This is a genomic window from Pseudomonas sp. PS02288, from assembly GCF_029959715.1.
Taxonomy (GTDB): Bacteria; Pseudomonadota; Gammaproteobacteria; order Pseudomonadales; family Pseudomonadaceae; genus Pseudomonas_O; species Pseudomonas_O kuykendallii.
The window spans coordinates 1-25509 of sequence record NZ_JASCPA010000012.1; the positions used below are offsets into that span (position 1 = coordinate 1).

A 25509-nucleotide genomic window follows, 5' to 3' on the forward strand; every position below is an offset into this window, starting at 1 on the left:
ACTGACGGGCGGCCCGCACGGTCGTCCCGCCTGCCGGAAGCTGCAGTCGGGACGAACGTGCGGGCAACCTTCTGGCCCTCCGCCCGCAGGCGCTCGTCGGAAACCGGCGACTGCGCTTAAAGATTTGCCCTCGTTCGGCCGAGTACCTCAGGAATGGCGCGTTCCATAACGCGCCGATTACAAGGGAGGTGGTCACGACTCCCCCGTTCCCGAGAGGCTCTTCCTATGTCCCTACGTACCTCCTTGCGTGCGCAGATTCTCACCCTGCTGAGCGGCAGCCTGGCGTTGATCCTGGTGATTGCGCTGGTCAGCTTCCACGTCCTTTCGGACAAGCTGCAGGCCTATCAGGGACTGATCCAGGGGCCCCTTCAGGCCACCCAACTGATGGACCAGGCGAATCTGGAGTTCAAGACCCAGGTGCAGGAGTGGAAGAACGTGCTGTTGCGTGGCAAGGACGACGCAGCGAGGACCAAGTACTGGAACCAGTTCGTCGCGCAGGAAGCCAAGGTACAGAAAATACTCTCTGAGCTGCCCGCCGTGGTTGGCGACGATCCCGCGTTCGTTGGGCAGCTCGACACACTGCGCCGCGAGCACCAGAGCATGGGCCAGTCCTACCGCAAGGGCCTGGAGGCGTTCATCGCTTCCGGCGCCGATCCCGTCGCCGGCGATGCGTCGGTAAAGGGCGTGGACCGGGCCGCCAGCGAGCAGATGAGCGCGCTGGCGGAGGGCCTGAAGACGGAGAGCGACAGGCATTCGCTTGACATCGGCGCGGCTGCCGACCGCACCATCAGCCTGGGCGCCCTGTTCATGGTGCTGTCGAGCGTGTTCGTCGGCCTGTTCAGCATCTGGCTGGTGAACCGCAGCCTGATCACGCCGATTCGCCAGCTGATCGCGCACATCGCACAACTGAGCAAGGGCAATTTCGGCGAGCGGGTGTCGGTCGAGCGCCAGGACGAACTCGGCCACCTCGCCGTGGCGGCCAATACCCTGCGGGACTTCCTGGCCGATACCTTCCACAAGTTGAAACTCAGCACCAGTGCCCTGGACAACGCCAGCGGCGAGCTGAACGCCATCGCCGCGCTGATGGCCGAGGGAACCCGCGAGCAGTTCGATCGCACCGATCAGGTCGCCACGGCCATGCATGAGATGTCGGCGACCGCCCAGGAGGTGGCGCGTCACGCTGCCGAGGCGGCGCAGGCCGCCGATCGGGCCGACAACTCGGCCCAGGACGGCGAAGGCGCGATGCAGCTGACCATCCAGACGATCACCCAGATCCGCAACGACATTGCCAGAACCGCCGACGTCGTTCGCCAGCTGGAAAACGACAGCGGTCGTATCAGCAAGGTGCTGGAGGTGATTCGCGGCATCGCCGAGCAGACCAATCTGCTGGCCCTCAACGCTGCCATCGAAGCCGCGCGTGCCGGAGATGCAGGCCGTGGCTTCGCCGTGGTCGCCGACGAGGTAAGGACGCTGGCGCAACGGACCTCGGAGTCGACGGCCGAGATCCACCAGATCATCGACACCGTGCAGACCGGTGCGGTGAACGCGGTGCGTGCCATCGAGGACGGCCAGGCGCGGACGGAGAGCGGTGTCGAGCAGGTGACCAATACCGGGGCGATGCTGCGTTCCATCACCGAGGCGGTGGAGTCGATCCGCGACATGAACCGGCAGATCGCGACGGCCGCCGAAGAGCAGACCTCGGTGGCCGAAGATATCTCGCGCAACCTCACCGAGATCACCTCCATCGCCAGCTCCAACCAGCAGAACGTGCAGCGTACCGAGCATGCCGCCAATCAGTTGCACGGCCTGTCCCGCGACCTGACCGCCGTCACCGCGCGGCTGGGTGGAGGCGACCAGGCGTGACCGGCAACCGTTTCGGCCTTCGGTGATTCGAACCAGGCGACGTGCTACGTCCCGTCGCCTCGGCCGCCGCAGGATCGTGCAAGCAACCGGCAGGAATCGGATAACCCCGCATTGCCCGAGCCCTTACCCTCGATCTCAGTACCGCTTCGGTGGGAATTCCGAATCGAGCGAGGAATCAGCCATGCACAGTCATCAGGAAAAAGTCGTCCTCATCACCGGCGCCAGCAGCGGTATCGGCGAAGCCACCGCGCGGCTGCTGGCCAGCCAGGGCGCCAGGGTCGTCCTCGGCGCGCGGCGCACGGAGCGCCTGCAAGTCATCGCCGACGAAATCCGCGCGGCGGGCGGCGGCGCCGAGGTCCGTTCGCTGGATGTCACACGTATGGAGGACGTGCAGGCCTTCGCCGACTTCGCACTGGAGTTGCACGGGCGCGTCGACGTGCTGGTGAACAACGCCGGGGTGATGCCGCTTTCCCGGCTCGACGCGCTGAAGATCGAGGAATGGAACCGGATGATCGACGTGAACATCCGTGGCGTGCTGCACGGGATCGCGGCGGTCCTGCCGTCCATGCAGCAGCGGCGGTCGGGCCAGATCATCAACATCGCCTCGATCGGCGCCTACGCGGTCAGCCCGACGGCGGCGGTCTACTGCGCGACCAAATATGCCGTCCGCGCGCTGTCCGAAGGGTTGCGCCAGGAGGTCGGCGGCGACGTGCGGGTCACCGTGATCGCGCCCGGCGTGACCGAGTCGGAGCTGGCCGACAGCATTTCCGACGAGGGCGGACGCGCCGAGATGCGCGAGTTCCGCAAGATCGCGATCCCGGCGTCGGCCATTGCCCGCGCCATCGCTTACGCCGTCGAGCAGCCGGCGGACGTGGACGTCAGCGAGCTGATCGTGCGGCCTACCGCCAGCCCGTTCTGACCCGGCGCTGCGTGGGTCGCCGCCTGCGCAGCGCTTACGCCGGGCGGGTGCCGAGCATCGACTCCCGCGCGGCGAACGCCTCCTGGAAGGCCGCCAGCCGGGGCGAGGCGTCTCTCCAGGCCAGATCGCCGAAGCGAAAATCCAGATACCCCAGGGCGCAGGCCACGCTGATCTGCGCGATGTCCGGCGGCCCCTGCAGTTCGCCGGCGTGTTCGTCCAGCACCGCCAGGGCGCGACCGATCTTGCCCAACTGGCCTTCGGCCCAGTCGTCCCACTGCCGCTCGGCCGGGCGCACCGCGCGCTCGTAGCGCACCAGCAACGCCGCCTCCATCAGGCCGTCGGCCAGCGCCGCCAGGCGCAGGGTCCGCCAGCGCGTGGCGGGTTCTGTGGGGTACAGCGGCGCGCGGTCGTGCAGGCTGTCGAGGTATTCGCAGATCACCCGGCTATCGAACAGCGCCTCGCCGTCGTCGGTCAGCAGCACCGGAACCTTGCCCAGCGGATTGAAGCGGTTGACCCGCTCGTTGAGGGTGGTCGGCAGCACAGCCGTATCGATCAGCTCGATGCGTTGCAGTAGCCCGGTTTCGCTGGCCACTACCCGGACTTTCCGGGCGAATGGCGAGGCGGCGGCATGGATGAGTTGCATGGCAAGGTCCTGTTGGCGTTGTCCGGGTTGTTCCGGAGGTGGGGGAGGCTTAGGCTCCGTGGCACTTTAGCTGGGTGAATGCCTCATGGTCATGGACAGGAAAATCAATGTCGCCTCGGTGCGCATGCAACCGCTGGACCCGCTCGACCCTTCCCTGGAGCTGCTGCACTTCGGTTTCCGCGGGCTGACGGTGGACGCGGACCGGTTTCTCGCCACCCTTGGACTGTCGCGGGTGCATCACCGCATCCTCTATGTCATCGCGCGTTCCGAGGAGATCAACGTCGGCGACCTGGCCGCCACCCTGGGTGTCAGCAAGCAGGCGCTGCACCGGCCGCTGACCCATCTGTTCGAGCGCGAGCTGGTTGGATACACGCGCCAGGCGGGGCGTCACCGCTTCAAGCTGCTGGTTCTCAGCGACAGCGGCGAGGCCGTGGAGCGGCAGGCGTCGGAGCTGGAGCGGCGCGCTCTGCGCGAGGCATTCGCCGCCACCGACGCGGCGGGCCGCGACGCCTGGGATGCGGTGATGCGCGCGCTCGCCGAACGCCTGAACTGACCGGCTCAGGTGATGCGGTCGCGCACCACGATGCACTTGGCCTGTGGCGCGACCAGTGCTTCGGGCGCGTCCTCGCAGGAGACCACCGTCGGGCTGACCAGCAGCGGGTCGCAGCGCCCGCTGCCGACCAGGTCGAACACCGTGGGAATGTGCGGGCGCACGTTGCACACCCCTACCGACAGGGTGACGTCGCGCAGGTACATGCCGAACAGCGGAATCTTCGGGTCCTCGAAGATGATTCCGATGCACGAGCAGTGCCCGCCGGGCGCCAGGGCGAGCAGTCCGCGGTGCAGCGCCTGCGGATCGCGGGTGGCTGAAATCACCACGTCGTAGCTTTCGTCGAGGGTTTCCCCCGGCTCGACGTTGGCCCCGCTGCGCAGCGCCAGCGCCCGTCGGTAGTGGCTGTCGTCCAAGTAGTCGACGCTGCCGGCGCCCGCCGCGACGGCCATCTGCACCGCCAGGACGCCGAGGCTTTCCGTTCCGCCCACCACCAGCACGCGGGCCTCGTCGCGCGCCGCGATCGGCCGGCTGGCGGCGACCCAGGCATCGGTCAGGTTGTCGCTGGCACTGGCGACCGCCAGCGGATTCAATCCCGGAGGCAGCGGCACCAGCATCGCGTCGGCGAAGGGAACCTCCACCACCTCCGAGAACAACCCGCCCCAGTGGCCGCCCGCGGGTACGCCGTAGGCCGCGTGGCGAGGCACCGCGGTGCAGGCCGTGGCACGGCCGGCGAGGCATTGCCGGCACTGCCCGCAGGCGATCTTCCAGGGCACCGAAACCAGGTCGCCGCGGCGCACGCTCGTCACCTCGTCGCCCACTTCGAGCACTTCGGCGACGCACTCATGGCCGAGGGCGAAGGGCGGCTTGAAGGGCGTGACGCCGGCGATCAGGCGCCGGTCGAGGTCGCAGGAGGCGGAGGCGATGGGCCGGACCAGCGCGCTGCCCGGTCCGGAAAGGCGGGGCGAGGGCGCGTCCACCCAGGCAAGGCGGCCGGCGCCGAGAACCCTGAGTTCCTGCATCGGCTCACCCCTTGATCATGAAGGTGGTGGTGCCCTTGGCGCAGAGCTTGCCGGCGCCATCGAGCACGTGGGCATCGCAGATCGCCAGGCTGCGCGTGCGTTCCACCAGCCAGCCTTCCACCCGATAGGTTTCGCCCGCCGTCAGCGGGCGCAGGTATTTGACGTTGAGGTCCACGGTGGAGTGGGCGGTGGTCGCCTCCAGCGTGGAGAACAGCGCGAGCGCCGCGGCGCCGTCCAGGCAGGTGGCGGCGAAACCGCCATGCACCGCGCCCGCCGGGTTGAGATGACGGCCGTCGGGCCGCGCCTCCAGGGTGATCCGCCCTGGCTCCACCGCGACGGCCGTGACGCCCATGGTTTGCCCGATGGAGGGAGCCGGAAGCTCCCCGCGAATCAATGCACGCAAGGCCTGCAGGCCGGAGATTTCCGCTTCGATCATGCTGCGCTGTCCTCATCGACGTATCCCGCGCGGCGGGATGGATGCCGATAAGCTATACGCCGCTCGGTCATCAAGTCAACTTTGTTGATTTGATGGCTTCGAAGTTGAAATCACCCGCGCGGGCGCCGCGCGTCAGCGCCGGTTGGCGATGAAGTCCGCCGCGCGCTCGCCGATCATGATGCATGGCGCGTTGGTGTTGCCGCTGATCAGCGTCGGCATGATCGAGGCATCGGCGACCCGCAGGTTGTCCACGCCGCGCACCTTCAGGTACGGGTCGACCACCGCCATGGCGTCGCTGCCCATCTTGCAGGTGCCGACCGGGTGGAACACGGTGGCGGCGTAGTCGCGCAGGTGCGCCAGCAGTTGCTCGTCGCTCTGCACCTGCGGGCCGGGAAGCATCTCGGCGCCGCGCAGGCCGTCGAACTCCGGCTGGGCGAGGATGCGCCGGGCGAGTTTCACGCCTTCGACCAGTACCTTGGCGTCCTCGGGATCGGCGAGGAAGTTGAAGTCGATCTCCAGGCTGCGGCCGGCGCCCAGGCGCACTTCGCCGATGCTTTTCGGGCGCAGCACGCAGGTGTGGATGGCGTAGCCATGGCCCCACTCGAACAGCCGTCCGCGGTGGCTGCGGTAGCCGGGCACGAAGTGCATCTGCACGTCGGGCAGGGTGTCCGACAGCGGGGTGCGGGCGAAGCCGCCGGCCTCGACGTAGTTGGTGGTCAGCCAGCCGGTCTTGCGCGCCAGGTACTTGAACGGTGCGGCCAGGATCTTGGGCAGCGCGCCGATGGAGAAGCCGAGCGACAGCGGGCTCTTCGAGCGCACCGTGACCAGGCCGTCGATGTGGTCCTGGAGGTTCTTGCCGACGCCGGGCAGGTCGACCTTGCAGGCCACGCCGGCGGCTTCCAGTTCGGCTTTCGGGCCGATGCCGGAATTCAGCAGCAGGTGCGGCGAGCCCAGCGCACCGGCGCAGAGGATGGTTTCGCGGCTGCAGTGCAGGGTGCGCCACTGGCCGTCCTGCTGCAGTTCCAGGCCGCTGACGCGGTTGCCGTCGAGGATCAGCCGGCCGACCTGGCAGCCGGTGAGCACGCTGAGGTTCGGCCGCTCGAGGATGGGATGGACGAAGGCGCGGTAGCTGGACAGGCGCCTGGCGTCCTTCTGCGTGACGTTGTACAGGCCGACACCTTCCAGCGTGCCGCCGTTGAAGTCATCGTTGCGGCGCAGGCCGAGGCGCTCGCCGGCGCGGATGTAGATGTCCGACAGCGGGTTGGGGTCGCGCGGGCGATCCACCAGCAGTTCGCCCTGGGTGCCGTGGTAGAGCGGCGACTGGCCGAGGCGGTTGCCTTCGGAGCGCTTGAACCATGGCAGCACGTCCTGCCAGCCCCAGCCGGGGCAGCCGGCGCTTTCCCAGCGGTCGTAGTCGCTGGCGTCGCCACGGATGTAGATCATGCTGTTCATCGCGCTGGAGCCGCCCAGTGCCTTGCCGCGCGGGGTGTGCAGGCTGCGTCCGGCGAGGTTCTTCTGCGGCGCGGAGAAGTAGTTCCAGCTGAAGATCTTGCTCTTGTACAGGGTGATGGTGCCGGCCGGCGTCTGCACCCGCGGGCTGGCGTCGCTGCCGCCGGCCTCTATCAGGCACACGCGCACGCCCGGGTCGGCGCTCAGGCGGTTGGCCAGCACACAGCCGGCGGAGCCGGCGCCGACGATCAGGTAGTCATAGGTGTGTTCGGTCATGCAAGCCTCGAGGAGCCGTAGGGTGCGCCGTGCGCACCGGTTTGCAAGGGTGGGATCGGTGCGCATGGCGCACCCTACGAAAGGCGAAGTCCAAAGGGAGCTGTAGGGTGCGCCGCGCACCGGTTCGGACGGGCGCAGATCGGTGCGCATGGCGCACCCTACGCGGGGTGCTCAGTGCACCTCTTCCAGGTCGTCGTGCAGCAGGCCGAGGATGTGCCGTTTCATGCGGATGAATTCCGGCTCCATGACCACGTCCAGGGTGCGCGGGCGCTCGATCGGCACGTCGAGAATTTCCTTGATCCGGCCGGGGCGCGCGCCCATCACGTAGATGCGGTCGGCGAGCAGGATCGCCTCGTCGATATCGTGGGTGACGAACACCACGGTCTTCTTGCTGTTGCCCCACACCTGCAGCAGCAGTTGCTGCATCTGCAGGCGGGTCTGGCTGTCGAGGGCGCCGAAGGGTTCGTCCATCAGCAGGATCTGCGGGTCGTTGGCCAGCGCGCGGGCGATGGCGACGCGCTGCATCATGCCGCCGGAGAGCTGCTTGGGATAATGCTCGGCGAACTTGGCCAGGCCGACCTCGCCCAGGTAGAACTCGACGATGGTGCGGATTTCGTCCTGCGGCAGGCCGCGACGCTTGAGGCCGAATTCGATGTTCTGCCGAACCGTCAGCCAGGGGAACAGGGTGTAGCCCTGGAACACCATGCCGCGGTCGGCGCCGGGGCCCTCGACCTTCTGCCCGCCGACGTAGATGTCGCCCTCGGTCGGCTCGTTGAGGCCGGCGGTGAGGTAGAGCAGGCTCGACTTGCCGCAGCCGGAGGGGCCGACGATCACCGCGAACTGCCGGTCCGGCACCTCGAAGGAGACGCGGTCCAGGGCGGTGAAGGTTTCCCCCTTCGGCGACTGGTAGCGCAGGCTGACGTTGTCCACCCGCAGGCGCGCGGCGACCTCGGCGTACTCGCTGAGCGGCGGCATGATGTAGGGTTTCTTGGCTACTGCGCCCATGCGGCAATCCTCAGTCGAAGCAGACGGAACAGTTGATCGGTAATCAGCCCGAGCAGGCCGATGATGGCGATGGCGAGGAAGATCACGTCGACCTGGAAACCACGCATGGCCTTGAGGCTGATGTAGCCCAGGCCGCTCGAGGCGGCGACCAGCTCGGCCACCACCAGGTAGGTCCAGGCCCAGCCCATGGTCACCCGAAGGGTGTCGAGAATGCCCGGCAGCGAGGCCGGGCCGAGCACGTGCAGGACCACGTCGCGGCGGCTGGCGCCGAGGGTGTAGCTGGCGTTGATCAGGTCTTTCTGCACGCCCTTGGAGACGTCGGCGATCATCACCAGTTGCTGGAAGAACACGCCGAAGATGATCACCGCCACGCGCTGCTCCAGGCCGATGCCGATCCACAGGATGAACAGCGGCACGAAGGAGGTCACCGGCAGGTAGCGGATGAAGTTGACCAGGGGTTCGAGGAACGCCTGGACGATGCGGAAGCTGCCCATCAGCAGGCCGAGCGGCACCGACACCAGCGACGACACGACGAAGCCGATCAGCACCACTTCCAGGCTGGCCAGCACGTGCTTGCTCAGCGTGCCGTCGCCGGCCAGGCGGGCGCCGGCGGCGAGCACGTCGCCCGGCGTCGGCAGAAACATCGACGGCACCACGCCGCCGTAGGAAAACCCGGCCCACAGGCCGAAGACCAGCAGCCAGCAGAGGGTGCCGGCGCCGAGCACGAGCTTGCCCGGCAGTTCGACTTTGGGTGTCAGGCAGCGCTGCAACCAGGATTTTTGCGTGGCCATGAACCACCTCGTGTTGCGGATATTGAAAAGGCCCGCGGGCGTCCGCCGCCGCCAGGGCCGGCTCGCGGGCGATCAGTGCCTGAACGGCATCGCCAGCGAGCGGGCTCTGCAAAAGGGCGGACGGATACCCGCGGCTGGAGCGCTTAGGGTTTGACGAAGGAGGTGTCGACCAGGTCTTCGTACTTCACGTCGTACGGCTTGCCCTGCAGGCTGCTCCAGGTCTCGTTGGCCAGGCTGATGATGCCGGCGATGTCGCCGGCCTTGCCGGGCACGCCGAGCAGCTTCCGGTTATCCGCTGCGTCGAGGAACTTCACGCCCTTCGCGGCTTCCGCCAGGTCCTCGGGTTTCGACAGGTAGCCGCCGACGCCCTTGGCCATGATTTCGTAGGCTTCCTTCGGATGGGTCTTGGTGTACTCGACCGCCTTCAGCACGCCGGCCACCAGTGCCTTGACGTCTTCCGGCTGCTTCTCGATCACGCCGCAATCCAGCGCCACCACGTCGACGATCACGCCGGGCGTGCTGCTGCTGTCGACCAGCACGTTGCCGGCGCCTTTCTGCTTGACCATGGTCAGGTTCGGTTCCCAGGTCACGGCGGCCGGTACGCGGCCGGCGATGAAGGCGGAGGCGGCGTCATCGGCGGTCATGTTCTGCACTTCGACATCGGCCATGCTCATGCCGGCGTGCTTCAGCAGGTAGGACAGCCAGAACTGCGACACCGAGCCCTCGTTGACCGCCACCGACTTGCCCTTCAGGCCCTTGATGTCGGTGATGTCCTTGCTCACCACGATGCCGTCGCCGCCGTGGGATTCGTCCAGCGCGACCACCGCCTTGAAGCAGAAGTCCTTGGAGCGGTACTTGAGGATCTCGTCGATGGTGGACGCCGAGCCGGTGAGTTTCCCCGACGCCTGGGCGGCCATGTACATCGAGGCTTCCTCGATGGTGGTCAGCTCCACGTCGAGCCCGGCGTCCTTGAAGTAGCCGAGGTCGCGGGCCAGGTACAGGGTGCCGTAGCCGACCCAGGTGGTGTGGCCGATGGACAGCTTGCCGGCCTGGGCGCCGGTGGCGACACCCATGGCCAGTGCCAGGGTAGCGAGGGACAGCGAGGTGCGCTTGAGCAAGGACTTGTGCATGAAAAACTCCCACAGACGGTTGGCTTTCGAGGTCGGGGCAGGGGATGGCCAGTGGCCCAGGGGTTCCGTGACCCCACCTCTGACGGGTGGGGTTCATGTTCGGCGGTGCAGCGTGGGTCCAGTGTGTCGGTGCGAGCGGCGCCCCAACGGCTGCATGGCCGTAGGGTGCGCCGTGCGCACCGAGGGCATCTCAGAGCAAACCCAGCTCCTTCGCGGTGCGATCCACCGCGCGCCGGGTCTTCTCCACCAGTTCGTCCAGTTCGGCGTGGCTGGCGACCAGCGCCGGCGCCATGATCATCCGGCCCAGCGTCGAGCGGATGATCAGGCCTTCGTCGAAGCCCACGGTGCGGCAGTGCCAGGCGATGTCGTTCTCGTTGGCGAAGCGTTTGCGCGTGGCCTTGTCCTCGGTGAACTGCAACGCGGCGACCAGCCCGGCGCCTTGCACTTCGCCGATCAGCGGGTGCGTGGCGAAGGTGTCGCGCAGCAGGTTCTGCAGGTACGGGCCGGTGTCGTTCTTTACCGTCTCGACGATCTTCTCGTCGCGCAGCGCGGTGAGGTTGGCGATGGCCACCGCGGCGGCCACCGGGTGCCCGGAATAGGTCAGGCCGTGGGCGAACACGCCGCCCTGTTGCACCAGCACCTCGGCCATGCGCGCGCTGAACACCAGGCCGCCCATGGGGATGTAGCCGGAGGTGAGGCCCTTGGCGATGGTCAGGGTGTCCGGCTGGAAACCGAAATGCTGGTGGGCGAACCACTCGCCGGTGCGGCCGAAGCCGCCGATCACTTCGTCGGCGCAGAGCAGCACGTCGTACTGGCGGCAGATGCGCTGGATTTCCGCCCAGTAGCTGGCGGGCGGGAAGATCATGCCGCCGGCACCCTGGAAGGGTTCGGCGACGAAGGCGGCGACGTTCTCCGCGCCCAGTTCGAGAATCTTCGCTTCCAGCTCACGCGCGGCCTTGAGGCCGAACGCCTCTTCGGAAAGATCGCCGCCTTCGGCGAACCAGTACGGCTCGCCGATGTGGGCGAAGTCCGGCAGCATGCCGCCCATCTCGTGCATGAAGCCCATGCCACCGAGCGCGGTGCTGCCCAGCGTGGAGCCGTGATAGCCGTTCCAGCGGCCGATCATCACCTTCTTCTGCGGCTGGCCGAGGATCTGCCAATAGCGCCGCACGCTGCGGATCAGCACCTCGTTGGCCTCCGAGCCCGAGTTGGTGTAGATCGCGTGGCTGTAATGCGCCGGCAGCAGGCTGAACAGCAGTTCGGAGAGCTCGATCACCCGCGGATGGGTGGTGTGGAAGAACAGGTTGTAGTACGGCAGCTCCTCCAGCTGGCGCGTCGCCGCGGCGTTCAGGTCGGCGCGCCCGTAGCCCAGCGCGGTGCACCAGAGGCCGGACATGCCGTCCAGGTAGCGCTTGCCGTCGTTGTCCCACAGGTTCAGGCCCTGGCCCTTGGCGATCACCAGCGCACCCTGCGCGTTGAGCGCCTTCTGATCGAGGAAGGCATGGATGTGGTGCGCGGCATCCAGGGCCTGGTATTCCTTCGTCGTGTGCTTGGCAGTCATCGCAAGGTCTCCGCCAGTGGCGTGTAGGGTGCTTCGTGCGCACCGTTAATAATTTGATCGGCTCGTCTGGTGCGCACGGCGCACCCTACAAACCGGAGTTCCTCCGGTGCGCATGGCGCACCCTACGGACGCAGTTGGAACCAGGTGGTTTTCAGTTGGGTGTACTTGTCGAACGAGTGCAGCGACAGGTCACGGCCGAAGCCCGACTGCTTGCCCCCGCCGAAGGGCGTGCTGAAGTCCAGCGCATCGACGGTGTTCACCGACACGGTGCCGACCCTGAGCCGGCGCGCCACGCGGTGCGCACGGTTGAGGTCGTCGCTCCACAGCGAGGCGGCGAGGCCGTAGACGCTGTCGTTGGCCAGTTGCACGGCCTGCTCTTCGCTGTCGAAGGGCGTCACCGCCAGCACCGGGCCGAACACTTCCTCGCGGGCCAGGCGGCTGTCCGGCGTCACCCCGGTGAACAGGGTCGGTTCGATGAAGTTGTTCGAGCCGTTGAAACTCAGCTGCCTTCCGCCACACGCAAGATGCGCGCCTTCGTTCCTCGCGCTGTCGATGAATTCCATGATCCGCGCGGTCTGCCGCTGCTCGACGATGGCGCCGGCGTGGCTGGCCGGGTCGAGTGGATTGCCGGGCATCCAGTCGCGGGCCTTGCGCAGCACGCGTTCGACGAATTCGTCATGGATCGAGCGTTCCACCAGCAGTCGCGAGTTGGCCGAGCAGACTTCGCCCTGGTTGAAGAAGATGCCGAAGGCGGCCTTCTCGGCGGCCAGGTCCAGGTCCTGGCAGTCGGCGAACACCAGGTTGGCGCTCTTGCCGCCGCATTCCAGCCAGACCTGCTTGAGGTTGGATTGCGCCGAGTAGCCCATGAAGTATTTGCCCACTTCGGTGGAGCCGGTGAAGGCCAGGCAGTCGACGTCCATGTGCCGGCCCAGCGCCTTGCCGGCGGTTTCGCCGAGGCCGGTGACGACGTTGAGCACGCCTTCCGGGATGCCCGCTTCCAGGGCGAGTTCGGCCAGGCGCAGGGCGGAGAAGGGCGATTGCTCGGCGGGCTTGAGGATCACCGAGTTGCCGGCGGCCAGCGCCGGGGCGAGCTTCCAGGCGGCCATGTCCAGCGGGAAATTCCACGGCACCACGGCCGCGACCACGCCCAGCGCTTCGCGGGTGATGGTGGCGAGCACGTTGCGCGCGCTCGGCGCGACTTCGTCGTAGAGCTTGTCGAGGCTTTCGGCGTACCAGCGGAACACGCCGGCGGCGCCGGGCACGTCGATGTTCCAGGCATCCATCACCGGCTTGCCCATGTTCAGCGAGTCGAGCAGCGCAAGTTCGTCACGATGGACGAGGATCAGCTCGGCCAGCTTGAGCAGCACCTGCTTGCGCTCGGCCGGCGAGCGCTGCGACCAGACGCCGGCCTCGAAGGATTGCCGCGCGGCTCTTACCGCGAGGTCGACATCGGCGGCGTCGCAGGCGGCGACATTGGCCAGCAGCGCGCCGGTGGCCGGGTTGATCGAGGCGAAGGTGGCCCCCGACCGCGCGCCGACCTGGCGACCGCCGATGATCGCGCGGTCGATGAAGCGTTGCTGCTGCGCCCGTTGCTGCCAGTCGCTGAGTTCGTACACCGCCATCCCCTTTTCCCGTTGCTGTGAGCGGATGGTGGCGTAAGGGCGACACAAGGAAAAATATTAAAAATATGCTCGGGACATACGAAAAAGCTGGCTTTGCGCGCACCGAAAAAGCGCTTCTCGCACGCTCGTGGTGCGGCGCATGGCACCGTGGCGGAGCGGAGCGTTCGCAGGTGGCGATGGAGCTTCCGGTTGGTACGTTTCGGGCTTTCGCGAGGGCAAGGGCGGCGCGTGAGGCGGCTGGCTGGCGCTTCATTTCGGTGCCGGGTGCGCAGCCGGATAGTGGCGAAGGTCGCGCCGCCTTCACCCGCTGGCGGGTGGCGGCCAGCATCTTGCAAAGCCCCTCGTCACCCGGCGCGCACGCACCCTCGAAAAAAGCTGCTCACCCGCAAGCAAAATGCTGGTGCGGCGCGGTGCCTCTGCGGCACCCCGACACGTTATGGTGAGCGCCGCAATCGTCACCCCGAGGTAATCCGTGGCTTCCTACACCCTGCGTCAGATCAGGTATTTCGTCACCACCGTGGAGTGCGGCAGCGTCGCCGAGGCGTCGCGCAAGCTGTACATCGCCCAGCCGTCGATCTCCACCGCGATCAAGGGCCTGGAAGAGAGCTTCGGCGTGCAGCTGTTCATCCGCCATCACGCCCAGGGCGTCTCGCTCACGCCCAGCGGCGCGCGCTTCTATCGCAAGGCGCAGGAACTGCTGCGCATGGCCCACGAATTCGAGCAGAACGCCCTGGCCGACAACGACGTGGTGGCCGGGCAGATCGACATCGGCTGCTTCGAAACGGTGGCGCCACTGTACCTGCCGCGCCTGATCGCCGGCTTCCGCACCTTGTACCCCGGTGTGGAAATCCGCCTGCACGACGGCGAGCAGCAGGAGCTGGTGCAGGGGCTCACGGGCGGGCGCTTCGACCTGGCGATCTTCTACGAGCACGACCTCGACGGCACCATCGAGACCGAGCCGCTGATGCCGCCGCAGCGCCCCTACGCGCTATTGCCCGAAGGCCATCGCTTCGCCGCGCAGGAGCGCGTGTCGCTGCGCGACCTGGTGCTGGAACCGATGATCCTGCTCGACGTGCTGCCCAGCCGCACCTACTTCGTGAGCATCTTCGAGGAGCTGGGGCTGAGCCCGAACATCGCCTTCAGCTCGCCCTCCATCGAGATGGTCCGCGGCATGGTCGGCCAGGGTTTCGGCTTTTCGGTGCTGGTCACCCGCCCGCACAGCGACGTCACCTACGACGGCCAGCGGGTGGTGTGCTTGAACATCACCGAGGACATCACCGGCTCCGGCCTGGTCGCCGCCTGGCTGAAACGCGCGCAACTGACCAAGCCGGCGCAGTTGTTCGTCGATTACTGCAAGGCGGAGCTGGGCGAGAAGCCGGTAACCGAGCCCGCCTGAGCCCGCTGCCTCAGACCTGAAACTGCATGACGGCGTCGCGCATGCCCTGCGCCACGCGCTCCAGTTCCTCGGCCGAGTGCGCCAGCTCGTTCACCGCCTGGGCGTTTTGCTGAGCCATCTGCGCGATCTGCTCGACACGCTGCGCGACCTCGCTGCTGGCGTTGCTCTGTTCACCGATGGTGTGGGAAATCTCCTCCACCACCTGGGCGGCGCGTTGCGCGCCATCGCGTATTTCATTGATCGAATCGCCGGCCTGGTGCGCCAGGGCCACGCCATCGTTCACCCGGGTCACGCCGGCCTGCATGCTGTCCACCGCCAGGTGGGTGTTGCTGCGAATGCGCCCGATCATGTCGGTGATTTCCTGGGTCGAGTGCGCCGTGCGGGCCGCCAGGTTGCGCACCTCATCGGCGACCACGGCAAACCCGCGGCCCGCCTCGCCGGCGCGCGCGGCCTCGATCGCGGCGTTGAGGGCGAGCAGGTTGGTCTGTTCGGCGATGCTCCTGATGACCTGGATGATCGAATGGATTTCCTCGGATGAACGCCCCAGCTCGGTGATCGTCTCGGACGACGAGGTGACCGCCTCGGCGATACGGTTCATGCCATCGACCACGCCGAGTATCACCTGCCCACCGCTGTAGGCCAGTTGCCCGGAATGGGCGGAAATGCCCTTGGCGTCATGGGCGTGCGAGGACACCTGGGCGATGTTCTGGATCATCTGCTCCATGGCCGCGGCCATGCTGGTGGCGCTGTCCGCCTGCTGGGTGGAGTCGTTCAGAATGCGCTGCGCCGTGCCGGTGAGCGTGCGGGCGGTCTGCTGCAGCTGTTCGCTGTGCTGGTTGATGCTGCTGATCATCCGGCCGAGGTTGCCCTGCATTTCGGCCAGCGCCTGCAGCAGATGGCCGGCCTCGTCCTGCCGATCGACGTCGATGCGACCGCGCAGGTTGCCGCTGGCGATGGCGCGGGCGGCCTCGACGGACTGCTGCAGCGGGCCGAGCACGCGGCGCATCAGGTTCCAGGTGATCAGGCCCAGCAGCAGACTGACCAGGACGATCCCGCTGAGCAGATAAACCGAGGCGTTGCGCACGGCGGTCTGGCCACTCTCGCGGGCGGCGCTCACCTGTTCTTCGATCAGGCCGCTGATCGCCTCGTTCCTGGTTTCGAGTTCGCTGAAACGCTGCATGAACGACGGCATGCCGCCCTTGGCTGACGGGGCATCGCGCAGGGCCGCTTCGGTGATCTGTTCGGCTTCGGCGATGTAGGCGGTGAGGGCCGGCTGCAATTGGGCGATGGCCTGCCGGATGTTGGTCGGCAGCGGCAACGCGGCGTTGGCGTCCATGGCACGCTTGAACCAGTCGGCATGCTCGCGCAGATCCTTGCGTACCTGCTCGGCGGCGGCCGAGTCGCCTGCCTCGACGCTGAAGGCGGCCAGCACGTCGGCGCGCAGCGCGTCGTGCATCATGTCGCCTTCGAGATGGTTGCGCAGCGCGGTGACACTCAGCTCGTTCTGCTCCAGCGCACCGTTGAGCTGGGTCTGGCCCCAGAAACCCACCGCACCCAGGCCCGCCGCGACCGCCACGCTCAGCACGCCGCTGGCGATCATCTTCTGACGAATGTTCATGCGCCACTTCTAATTGTGAGGGAGGGAGTCGCAAGTCTAGTTCAGCCGCGCCCTGTCCGGCTCGCGGAGGCGCTGCGCCTGCAACCTGCGCAACAGGCGGTGTACGGGCCGAAGGCGCGAGTCGGCCCTGGTCAGGGTCCTATCTGCATCCAGCGCGCCAGGTTCGCCAGCAGGGCATCGCAGCGGGCCAGTTGATCGAGGCTGACGAACTCGTCCGGCTTGTGTCCTTGATCCATGCTGCCGGGGCCGCAGACCACGGTGGCGATGCCGGCTTCGTCGAACAGGCCGCCCTCGGTGCCGAAGGCCACGGTGGAGAACTCGTCGCTGCCGCACAGCAGCGCCAGCAGGCGCGCGGCGTCGCTGCCCGGCTCGGTGAGCAGGCCGGGGTAGGCGGACAGCTCGCTGAAGCGGATGTCGCTGGCCTCGCTCACCGCGCGCATGCGCGGCAGCAACTGGGTCTCGGCGTAGTCGCGCAATTCGGCGGTGACCTGTCGCGGGTCGTCCGCCGGCAGCGCGCGCACCTCGAAATCGAAGCGGCACTCGGCGGGCACGATGTTCAGCGCCCGGCCGCCCTGGATCAACCCGGCCTGCACGGTGGAGTAGGGCGGGTCGAAGCGCGAATCGTGCTTCGCCGGCTCGGCCAGGCGCTGGCCGATCTCGCCGAGCCGGCCAATCAGCCGCGCGGCGTATTCGATGGCATTCACGCCCTGCGGCGCATAGGCCGAATGGCAGGCCGCGCCGTGCACCTCGCAGCGCATCGCCAGCTTGCCCTTGTGGCCGAGCACCGGGCGCATTTCCGTGGGTTCGCCGATCAGGCAGATCGCCGGCCTGTCCGGGCTGGCGCGCAACTGCTCGACCAGGCTGCGCACGCCCAGGCAGCCGATCTCCTCGTCGTAGGAAATGGCGATGTGCAGCGGCAGGCGCAGCGGCTGCTCGAGGAAGCGCGGCAGGCTGGCCAGCACGCAGGCGAGGAAGCCCTTCATGTCCGCCGTGCCGCGTCCGTACAGGCGTCCATCGCGCTCGCTGAGCTGGAAGGGCTGCAGCGTCCAGGCCTGGCCGTCCACCGGCACCACGTCGCTGTGCCCGGACAGCATCACGCCGCCGGGGCCGGGCGGGCCGAGGCGGGCGTGCAGGTTGGCCTTGGTTCGCTCGGCGTTGAAGATCAGGTCGCTGGCGATGCCGAGACCGGACAGGTAGTCGCCCACGAACGCGATCAGCGCCAGGTTCGATTCGCGACTGGTGGTGTCGAAGGCGATCAGTTTTTCCAGCAGGGCGCGGCTATCGGGCATGGGACCTCTCGGTGGGGAACAGGTGGTGCGCACGGCGCACCCTACCTCAACTGGAGGGTGCGCCGCGCGCGCCGGAAAAACACCGGTTTCGCAGGATGGGTTGAGCCTGCGATACCACCTCGGGTGGCCGATGGGTTACGCCGCTGCGCGGCCAACCCATCCTACGCAAAGCAGCCTCCATCCGTAGGGTGCGCCATGCGCACCGCAAAAACACCGGCGCCGCGCACCGGCTCATTCGTCGCCCGGCACGCCGTAGCTAGGCGCCTTGGTCGGATCGAGGGCGCGGGTGACGTAGTCGTGCAACTGCGGTTCGTAGGCGCGCCAGAGTTTATCCAGCTCGCCGATGGGGTCGGCGTCGGCCCAGTCGACGCGCAGGTCGACCACCGGCCAGATCAGGTCGCCGACCACCGACAGCGCCGCCGAATGCACCGGCCCGGCTTCGCCGCCGGCGGCCATGGCAGCGTGCATCGCCGCCAGCAGGCGATCCGGCAGGCCGCCGTCGGCCCGCTCGAAGGCGTCGACCATCGCATCGATCACCTTTGGCGAGGACAGCAGGTTGCCCGCCGCCACGCACTGCTCGCCGGCCCTGGCGTGGTTCAGCCCGAGCGCCTCGCTGCCGGTGAAATGCGCCGTGGCGCCCTGGCTGTCGATCACCGTCACCTGACGGAACTGGCCGTAGCCGTTGCTATCCAGCGCCTGGCGCATCGCCGCCGCCGGGCTGCTGCCGGATTCCAGCAGGTCGAGGATCTGCGGGCCGAGCGCGGGCAGGGTGATGTTCTGCGTCGACACCGCGCCCACGGCGGCGCGCAGCCACGGGCAGCGGGCGCCGACGGCGATGCTCGACGAACTGATGGCGATGCCGAGCATGCCGGTTTCGGCGCAACGGCCGACGATGGAGAAGGTCATGGGCGAACCCCGGCCTGCCAGTCGTCCGGGATCACCGCGATCACGTCGATTTCCATCAGCCACTGCGGCTGGCCGAGGGCCGAGACCACCAGGCCGGTGGAGATCGGAAAGACCCCCTTGAGCCACTTGCCGACCTCCTGGTAGACCGGCTCGCGGTAGCGCGGGTCGGTCAGGTAGGTGGTGGTCTTGACGATGTGGGAGAGGTCGCTGCCGGCTTCCTCGAGCAACTGCTTGAGGTTCTTCATCGCCTGCTCGGTCTGCGCGCGCGGGTCGCCGAGGCCGACCAGGTTGCCCTCGAAGTCAGTGCCGACCTGGCCGCGCACGTAGACCGTGTTGCCGGCGCGGACGGCCTGGCATAGGTCGTTGTCCAGGGTCTGGTTGGGGTAGGTGTCCTTGGTGTTGAACATGCGGATGCGGGTATGGGTAGGCATCAACGGGCTCCTGCGCTCTGGACGGCGGCGACGACGGGCTCGGCCTGGCGTTGCGAGGCATCGCGGTAGTCGAGGTATTTGTGCTGTGTGGCGATGTGGTCGGCGACGTGCTTGGCGTCGTGCCAGACACCCCAGATGAAGGTGGAGCCACGCCGCGACAGCCACGGCAGGCCGACGAAGTAGACGCCGGGCTCGCTGGATACGCCGCGCTGGTGCCGCGGCTTGCCGTTGGCGTCGAACGCGTTGACCTTCAGCCAGCTGAAGTCCACCGAATAGCCGGTCGCCCAGATGATCGAGGTGACGCCGGCCGCGGCCAGGTCCAGCTCGAGGATGGGGTCGGTCATGCACGCCGGGTCCGGGTAGCTGGCGCGGGCCTCGGGCTCTTCCGGCAGGTCGAGCTGGTTGCGCGCGATGTAGGCATCGGCGGCGTCGAGCAGCGACAGGTAGTTCTCGTCGCCGCGGGCGATGTTGTCCACCAGGTCCGGCTGGAAGCTGGCCACGCCGTCGATGAACGCCTTGGTCAGGCCGACCAGGGTGATGCCCTGGTGGGCGAGGTTGCGGAAGTCGATGGTCTCGCCGCCGCGGGCGCCGCTGACGGCGATGGTCACGTGCTCCTTGCCCGGCTGCGCGGCTTCCATGTCCCACAGGCCGAGCACGCCCAGCCACCAGACGAAGTCGCGGTTGCGGTAGCTGCGCGGCGGACGGTCGTGCGGGCCGACCGAGAGGTAGACCTTGCGCCCGGCGCGGCGCAGCTCGTCGGCGATCTGCACGCCGGAAGAGCCGGCGCCGACCACCAGCACCGCGCCTTCGGGCAGTTGCTGCGGGTTACGGTAGGCGGCGGAGTGCAGCTGGTTGATCGACGAATCCTGCGGCGCGATGGCCGGGATCACCGGCTTCTGGAACGGCCCGGTGGCGGCGACCACGCGATTGGCCTCGATCACGCCGGCCGAGGTTTCGACGGTGAAACCGGCGCGGTCGGCGTTGCGGACCACCCGCTTCACTTCCACGCCGGTGCGGATCGGCGCGTTGAATTTCTTCGCATAGTCTTCGAAGTAGGCGGCGATGCGCTCCTTCGAGGCGAAGGCGTCGGGCGCCAGGTCGTCGAATTCCAGGCCCGGGAAGCGGTCATGCCAGACCGGCCCGTTGGCCACCAGCGAATCCCAGCGATCGGTGCGCCAGGCCTCGGCGATGCGGCTGCGCTCCAGCACCAGGTGCGCAATGCCGAGCTTGCCCAGGTGCTCGCTCATCGCCACGCCGGCCTGCCCGGCGCCGACGACGAGGGTGTCTATCTTCTCAACGGTCCTGCCGAGCGGGCTCGGGGAAGCGCTTTGGTTCAGGTCGGTCATCACGTGCCTGCTCTGTCTGGATCATGGCTGTTGCGCCGCAGCGACGCTGCCGGCGGGAGTGGGCTCATTCTGTTCAGCGCAGCGGATTCGCGAAATTATGTTTTTTGTAGTCGCTAGCTAGGGAAAAACTGTACGCCTGGCGCGGCGGGGCCTGTCGCCGCCGCGGCGCGCGATCGACGGAGTGAGGAACGTGGCGACGCGAGGCCGCCGAAGAGGATGGACAGCGCCAGGCCGCATCGCGAACGCCCTCGGTACGGCCGGCAGGCTTCATATAGACTCGCGGCTTTTTCCGGAATCGAGAGTAGCGTTATGCCGATAACCAGCGAGCGCGGCGCGACGGCCTGCGGGCTGATGGCCGTGGTGCTGTGGAGCACCTCCACCGGGCTGATCCGCAGCGTGGCGCAGAGCCTCGCCCCGATCGGCGGCGCGGCGCTGCTCTACACCCTCGGCGCGGCGCTGCTGCTGGTGTTCGTCGGGCGACCGCGGCTGCGTTCGTTCCCGCGCCGCTACCTGGTGTGGGGCAGCCTACTGTTCGTCGCCTACGAGCTGTGCTTTTCGTTGTCCCTGGGATTCGCCAACAGCGGCACCCAGGCTATCGAGGTCGGTCTGGTCAATTACCTGTGGCCCTGCCTGACGGTGCTCCTGGCCATAGTCATGAACGGCCAGCGGGCGCGCTGGATCATCCTTCCGGGCTCGGCGATGGCGCTGTTCGGCATCCTCTGGATCGTCAGCGGCGACGGCATCTCGCTGCGCGGCATCGCCGCCAACGTCGCCTCGAACCCCTTGAGCTACGGCCTCGCGGCCACCGGCGCGCTGCTCTGGGCATTCTACTGCAACGTCACCCGGCGCTTTGCCGAAGGCAAGAATGGCGTGGTGCTGTTCTTCGCCATGACGGCCGTGGCGCTCTGGTTCAAGTACGCCTTCAGCGGCGAAAGCCTCCCGCCGTTCACCTGGAATGCCGGCTTCCACCTGCTGGCGGCCAGTTCGGCCCTCGCCAGCGGTTATGCGTTGTGGAACCTGGGAATCCTGCGTGGAAACATGACGCTGATCTCCACGGCGTCGTACTTCACGCCGGTGTTGTCCTCTGCCTTCGCCTCGGCCTGGCTGAGCGCCGCGCTGACTGTGCAATTCTGGCAGGGGACACTGCTGGTGACCCTGGGCTCGCTGGTCTGCTGGGCCGCAACCCGCGAACGAGCGACGCACGCCTAGCGTCTCGACGACGGCCGTCCGGTCGTGGAGAGGAAACCCCGCTACTCGCCCGGCCTGTCGGCCGACCTCGGCAATGACGCGCACTCCGGCGCGCACAGCAGTTGCGGCAGCATGTAGCTCGCCTCCCGCTCGGATGCCGCCCAGGCCAGCGGCGAACGCCCGCTGGCGTGATCGTCCCGCGCGTCGTGCCAGTAACGGCGCGGTTCGTGTTCCGAAGTGGGGCGGGCAGTCATGCCGGCATACCTCTCTAGAGATCCAGGACCAGCGGCTGGACGCCGTCCTCGCTGTGCGCGGGGATGGCGCAGCAGATCAGCACGCTGTCGTCGTCCGGCAGTTGCGCGGGCGGATTGGGGTAGTGCACCTGGCCGCTGAGGCGTCGGGTCCGGCAGGTGCCGCAGGAGCCACTGCGGCAACTGAAGTCCGGGTTCAGCCCGCGGCTTTCCGCCAGCTCCAGCAGGCTGCCGCTCTGCGGTGTCCAGCGTGCTTCCTTGGCGGAGGCGGAGAAGTACACCGGCACCGGCCCGCTGGCGGGCGGCGGCTGGACCGGCGTGGCGCGTTGCCGGTCGCTCTGGCGGCGTAGCGTCGAGGGGCCGAACGCCTCGGCGTGGAGGCGCGCATCGGGAATGTTCAGGCGGCGCAAGCCGTCGTAGAGGTCCTGGGTGAAGCGGGCCGGACCGCAGAGGTAGAAGTCGTAGTCGTCCAGCGGCAGGTTGGCCTGGAGGTGCGCCAGCTCCAGTCGGCCCGGTATCTCGTAGTCCACGCCCAGCCGCGCGTTTTCGTCGGCATCGCTCAGGGCGCGCAGCAGGTGCAGCCGACCCGCCGCGCGCCGTTGCAGGTGCAGCAGTTCGCCCTGGAACGGCAGGTCCTGCAGGCGCCTGCCGGCCTGGAACAGGTACACCGGCTGGTCGCGCTGCTGGCGGGCGATCCGTTCCACCAGTTCGCGCGCCATGGACAGCAGCGGCGTGATGCCGACGCCGGCCCCCAGCAGCACCACCGGCCGCCCGTCCTCGGCGTCCAGGGTGAAGCTGCCCAGCGGATGGCGGACTTCCAGCAGGTCGCCGACGCCAAGGTGCTCGTGCAGGTGGCGCGAGGCGGTGCCCTGGGCCTTGATGCTGATGCGCAGGTGGCCGTCGGAGGGCGCGCTGGACAGGCTGTAGGTCCTGACCAGCACCTCGCCGCCGTCGAGCGTCAGGCGCACCGGAATGTGCTGGCCCGGCAGGAAGGGCACCGCCACGCCGTCCTGTGCCTCGATGTACAGCGAACGGATGTCCGGGCTTTCCTGCTCCACCCGCGTCACGCGCCAGCGATGCCAGTGCTTGCGCTGCTCCTGCTGTTTCAGGCGCTGCTCGGCGTGGGCCCAGGTGCCGGTTATCAGGCTGGTGGGGGCGAACCCCTCGAAGCGCCAGCGGATCGAAACCGCCGCCGGGCGTCGTACCACGCGCTCCACATCGACGGTCCACAAGCGCTCGGCGCCCTCGAAGGCGACGATCAGCGGGCTCTCCAGGATCAGTTCGGTGCGGCCGCTGATCTGCAGTACGTCGCCGCTGGCGAAGTCGACGAACAGCAGCCCGGCGCGCGGGTTGCTCTGCAGGTTGCCGAGGGTGTTGAAGTGCAGGTTGCCGGCGTAGTCGGGGATGGTCAGGCGATTGCCGTCCACCTTGACGAAGCCCGGCCGGCCGCCGCGGTGGGAGACGTCCACCGAGCGTCTCCCGTCTTCGTGGGTCACGTAGCTGGCGACGAAGAAGGTGTCGGCGCTGGCGATCGTCCCGGCGGCGTCCGCGTCCAGCGCGGCGAGCGCCTGGCCCGGCGCGCGGGTGGCCGGATCGCCGGCCGCCGGATCGCCGGCGGAGCGCAGGTAGGTGCGTTGCTGGATGTACTGCGGGCAATTGCCGAACGCGTGCTCGACGGCGATCTCCAGCTGCCCCGCCGAGGTCTGGGTGATCACGCCGTTGACGCGGTTGCGCCGCCGGCTGTGCAGTTCGATGCCGAGCAGACCGACCGCATTACCTGCCCGCAGGCCGGAACTTGCCGGGTCCTGCGGGTCGGGCTCGACAGCCAGCGCCAGGTGCTTCGGGTCGGCGGAGGTGACGAAGCCTGGCGCGCCTTCGAGCAGCGTCGCCCAGGGCCGGCCCTCGGCGTCCACCGCGCCGACCATCAGGAAAGGCAACTGCTGGTAGAAGTCGCGGTGCTGGTCAGGCAGGTAGTCGCGGATGAACTTCTGCCCGGCGACTTCCATGCGCTCGGCCACGCCGATCTTCTGCTGCAGCGCGCGTTCGCCGGCGTGCCAGGGCGAGGTGCGGTGGTTTTCCATGGCGGTCACTCCTCGAAGGGTCGTCGCGACACGCGCGGCCGGTGGGCGGGTTCACCCGGCGAGCAGGCCGGCGGCGGTCGGCTGCATCGGTACGAAACCGGGCAGCGCCTCGACCCTCGCCAACCAGGCGCGCAGGTTCGGGTAGGCCTCCAGCGACACGTTGCCCTCCGGGGCATGGGCGATGTAGCTGTAGTTGGCGACGTCGGCGATGGAGGGCTCGGCGCCGGCGAGGAACGGCGTCGACGCCAGCTCCGTTTCCATCACGCGGAACAGCGCGTGGGCGCGACTGATGACTTCCTCGGCGTTGAACGCCGCGCCGAACACCGTGACCAGGCGAGCCGCCGCCGGGCCGAACGCCACTTGTCCGGCGGCCACCGACAACCAGCGCTGGACCCGCGCGGCCGCGACCGGCTCTTCGGACAGCCAGCGACCCTCGCCGTAGGTCTTCGCCAGGTAGACCAGGATGGCGTTGGAGTCGCTGAGGACGGTGCCGTTGTCGTCGATCACCGGAATCTGCCCGAAGGGACTCAGGGCGAGGAATTCGGGCCGCTTGTGGGCGCCCTTGGCGAGGTCGACGAAGACCCGTTCGGTCGGCAGCTCCAGCAGCGAGAGCATCAGCTCGACACGGTGGGCGTGGCCGGAAAGGGGGTGGCGGTACAGTTTGATCGGGTGCTGTGGCATGTCGGAACTCCGCATCGGTGGGCCGCATCGCGCCGGCCGGGTTGGCCGTTGCGCTGTTGGGTTCATGCTGCGCCCTGACGCGCTGGAGCAGAATCGCCACGCCGGGCAATCCATAATTTCAGTTTCCGCAATAAAGGGACGGTGCCCGCTCAGTCGCACAGCGCCGGATGCAGGCGCAGGCGCGGAACCGCGAAGTCGATGAAGGTGCGTACCCGCCCGCAGGCCTTGCGGCCTTCGCGGTAGATCAGCTGCGCCGGCAGGTCGGGCGCGACGAAGCGTTCCAGCACCGGTTCGAGCAGGCCCGCCTGCAGCTCCTGATGCGCCTCGTAGCTCAGGCAGCGGATCAGCCCCAGCCCTGAAACCGCCGCGCGGATGGCGGCCTGCTGGGTGGTGCAGGTGAGCACCGGCGCATTGCGCACCGTGCGGGTGGTGGCGCCGTCATGCAGACGCCACTCGGCGCCGTGGCCCGCTTCGCTGGCGAGAAGGGTGCGATGAGCCCGCAGGTCCTCGGCGTCTTCCGGGCGTCCCCAGCGTGCCAGGTACGCCGGGGCGGCGCACATCATCGGCCTGACCCGGCCGATCGGCACCGCGAAGCCGGACGAGTCGGGCAACGGGCCGACCACCAGCGCGACGTCGATGCCTTCCTCCAGCAGCTTGGGCGGGCGTTCCCGCGCGCAGGTCGTCAGCTGCACGTCGGGAAACGCCTCGAGGTAGTCGACCGCCAGCGGCATGAAGACCTGATGCGCCATCAGCAATGGCAGGGCCACCGTCAGCGGGCCGGCGACGTGGCTGTGCAGGCCTGCGGCGGAGCGCTCGGCCGCGGCGGTTTCCTCGAGGATGAGCCGGCACTGCGCGGCGAAGCGCTCGCCGACCGCATTCAGCTGGATGCCCCGTGGGCCGCGCACGAGCAGAGCGGTGCCCAGGCGTGCCTCCAGCGCCGCCAGCGTGCGCATCACGGTGGCCGGCGACAGCGCCAGGTCGCGCGCCGCCGCCGCGAGGCTGCCCGCCTGCGCGACCGCGGCGAAGACTTCCATCTGCCGGTAGCGGCTCATGCG

The 25509-nt window shown here is 68.2% G+C and carries 22 protein-coding genes; 5 read left to right on the forward strand and 17 right to left on the reverse strand.

Translation table 11 applies throughout. The annotated features are described in order from the left end of the window. The first annotated feature begins 225 nt into the window (after window positions 1-225). Both QMX85_RS07270 and QMX85_RS07275 read left to right on the forward strand, forming a co-directional pair. Window positions 226-1863: a methyl-accepting chemotaxis protein gene (locus QMX85_RS07270; protein ID WP_282339458.1), complete on the forward strand. Its 1638-nt coding sequence runs from the start codon at window positions 226-228 to the stop codon at window positions 1861-1863. 181 nt (window positions 1864-2044) lie between these two features. After that, the gene (locus QMX85_RS07275) at window positions 2045-2782 is read left to right on the forward strand and encodes an SDR family oxidoreductase (RefSeq protein WP_282339459.1); all 738 of its coding nucleotides are present in this window, start codon (window positions 2045-2047) and stop codon (window positions 2780-2782) included. Window positions 2783-2816: 34 nt separating this feature from the next. On the opposite strand, the gene QMX85_RS07280 is transcribed toward QMX85_RS07275, so the two are convergent. Continuing rightward, complete coding sequence (locus tag QMX85_RS07280; RefSeq protein ID WP_282339460.1) at window positions 2817-3425, reverse strand: glutathione S-transferase N-terminal domain-containing protein; 609 nt, start codon at window positions 3423-3425, stop codon at window positions 2817-2819. Window positions 3426-3516: 91 nt separating this feature from the next. Between QMX85_RS07280 and QMX85_RS07285 the strand changes: the two genes are divergently transcribed. Continuing rightward, complete coding sequence (locus QMX85_RS07285) at window positions 3517-3978, forward strand: MarR family transcriptional regulator (protein WP_282339461.1); 462 nt, start codon at window positions 3517-3519, stop codon at window positions 3976-3978. A gap of 5 nt (window positions 3979-3983) precedes the next feature. On the opposite strand, the gene QMX85_RS07290 is transcribed toward QMX85_RS07285, so the two are convergent. From QMX85_RS07290 to QMX85_RS07325, 8 genes are all read right to left on the reverse strand, one after another. Beyond that, window positions 3984-4997, reverse strand: coding sequence for an alcohol dehydrogenase catalytic domain-containing protein (locus QMX85_RS07290; RefSeq protein ID WP_282339462.1), 1014 nt, complete (start codon window positions 4995-4997; stop codon window positions 3984-3986). 4 nt (window positions 4998-5001) lie between these two features. Continuing rightward, entirely contained in the window at window positions 5002-5433 is a 432-nt protein-coding gene (locus QMX85_RS07295) for a PaaI family thioesterase (protein WP_090227925.1), read from the reverse strand. Between the two features lie 132 nt (window positions 5434-5565). Continuing rightward, the gene (locus tag QMX85_RS07300) at window positions 5566-7158 is read right to left on the reverse strand and encodes a GMC family oxidoreductase N-terminal domain-containing protein (RefSeq protein WP_282339463.1); all 1593 of its coding nucleotides are present in this window, start codon (window positions 7156-7158) and stop codon (window positions 5566-5568) included. A 171-nt stretch (window positions 7159-7329) separates the two neighbouring features. After that, window positions 7330-8163: an ABC transporter ATP-binding protein gene (locus tag QMX85_RS07305; RefSeq protein ID WP_282339464.1), complete on the reverse strand. Its 834-nt coding sequence runs from the start codon at window positions 8161-8163 to the stop codon at window positions 7330-7332. Then, complete coding sequence (locus QMX85_RS07310) at window positions 8151-8954, reverse strand: ABC transporter permease (RefSeq protein WP_282339465.1); 804 nt, start codon at window positions 8952-8954, stop codon at window positions 8151-8153. The genes QMX85_RS07305 and QMX85_RS07310 overlap by 13 nt, the downstream gene beginning before the upstream one ends. 143 nt (window positions 8955-9097) lie before the next feature. Next, window positions 9098-10084, reverse strand: coding sequence for an ABC transporter substrate-binding protein (locus QMX85_RS07315; protein ID WP_282339466.1), 987 nt, complete (start codon window positions 10082-10084; stop codon window positions 9098-9100). Window positions 10085-10274: 190 nt separating this feature from the next. Then, a complete protein-coding gene (locus QMX85_RS07320) occupies window positions 10275-11645 on the reverse strand; it encodes an aspartate aminotransferase family protein (protein ID WP_282339467.1) in 1371 nt (456 codons plus the stop codon). Between the two features lie 122 nt (window positions 11646-11767). Beyond that, window positions 11768-13261 carry an aldehyde dehydrogenase gene (locus tag QMX85_RS07325; RefSeq protein ID WP_282339538.1) on the reverse strand — a complete coding sequence of 498 codons (1494 nt, stop codon included), beginning with the start codon at window positions 13259-13261 and terminating at the stop codon, window positions 11768-11770. A 478-nt stretch (window positions 13262-13739) separates the two neighbouring features. Here QMX85_RS07325 and QMX85_RS07330 point away from each other — a divergent pair, with 478 nt between their 5' ends. After that, a complete protein-coding gene (locus tag QMX85_RS07330; protein ID WP_282339468.1) occupies window positions 13740-14663 on the forward strand; it encodes a LysR family transcriptional regulator in 924 nt (307 codons plus the stop codon). A gap of 10 nt (window positions 14664-14673) precedes the next feature. Here QMX85_RS07330 and QMX85_RS07335 read toward each other — a convergent pair whose 3' ends face one another. The 5 genes from QMX85_RS07335 to QMX85_RS07355 form a co-directional block, all read right to left on the reverse strand. Next, on the reverse strand, window positions 14674-16281 hold the full coding sequence (locus tag QMX85_RS07335; protein ID WP_282339469.1) for a methyl-accepting chemotaxis protein: 1608 nt from the start codon (window positions 16279-16281) through the stop codon (window positions 14674-14676). A gap of 131 nt (window positions 16282-16412) precedes the next feature. Then, the gene (gene argE, locus QMX85_RS07340; protein ID WP_282339470.1) at window positions 16413-17570 is read right to left on the reverse strand and encodes an acetylornithine deacetylase; all 1158 of its coding nucleotides are present in this window, start codon (window positions 17568-17570) and stop codon (window positions 16413-16415) included. A gap of 231 nt (window positions 17571-17801) precedes the next feature. Beyond that, window positions 17802-18476 carry a DUF1028 domain-containing protein gene (locus tag QMX85_RS07345; RefSeq protein ID WP_282339471.1) on the reverse strand — a complete coding sequence of 225 codons (675 nt, stop codon included), beginning with the start codon at window positions 18474-18476 and terminating at the stop codon, window positions 17802-17804. Continuing rightward, window positions 18473-18907, reverse strand: coding sequence for a RidA family protein (locus QMX85_RS07350; protein ID WP_090227899.1), 435 nt, complete (start codon window positions 18905-18907; stop codon window positions 18473-18475). Before QMX85_RS07350 ends, QMX85_RS07345 begins: the two co-directional genes overlap by 4 nt. After that, window positions 18907-20253 (reverse strand): NAD(P)/FAD-dependent oxidoreductase, encoded by a 1347-nt coding sequence (locus QMX85_RS07355; RefSeq protein ID WP_282339472.1) that lies wholly within the window; start codon window positions 20251-20253, stop codon window positions 18907-18909. Before QMX85_RS07355 ends, QMX85_RS07350 begins: the two co-directional genes overlap by 1 nt. Window positions 20254-20562: 309 nt before the next feature. On the opposite strand from QMX85_RS07355, the gene yddG reads away from it, so the two are divergent. After that, window positions 20563-21462 (forward strand): aromatic amino acid DMT transporter YddG, encoded by a 900-nt coding sequence (gene yddG / locus QMX85_RS07360; RefSeq protein WP_282339473.1) that lies wholly within the window; start codon window positions 20563-20565, stop codon window positions 21460-21462. 247 nt (window positions 21463-21709) lie between these two features. On the opposite strand, the gene QMX85_RS07365 is transcribed toward yddG, so the two are convergent. From QMX85_RS07365 to QMX85_RS07375, 3 genes are all read right to left on the reverse strand, one after another. Continuing rightward, window positions 21710-23773, reverse strand: a complete 2064-nt coding sequence (locus QMX85_RS07365) for a pyridoxamine 5'-phosphate oxidase family protein (protein ID WP_282339474.1) — start codon at window positions 23771-23773, stop codon at window positions 21710-21712. A gap of 51 nt (window positions 23774-23824) precedes the next feature. Continuing rightward, window positions 23825-24454, reverse strand: a complete 630-nt coding sequence (locus tag QMX85_RS07370; RefSeq protein WP_282339475.1) for a glutathione S-transferase — start codon at window positions 24452-24454, stop codon at window positions 23825-23827. A gap of 149 nt (window positions 24455-24603) precedes the next feature. Further along, window positions 24604-25506 carry a LysR family transcriptional regulator gene (locus QMX85_RS07375; protein ID WP_282339476.1) on the reverse strand — a complete coding sequence of 301 codons (903 nt, stop codon included), beginning with the start codon at window positions 25504-25506 and terminating at the stop codon, window positions 24604-24606. Window positions 25507-25509: the final 3 nt, after the last annotated feature.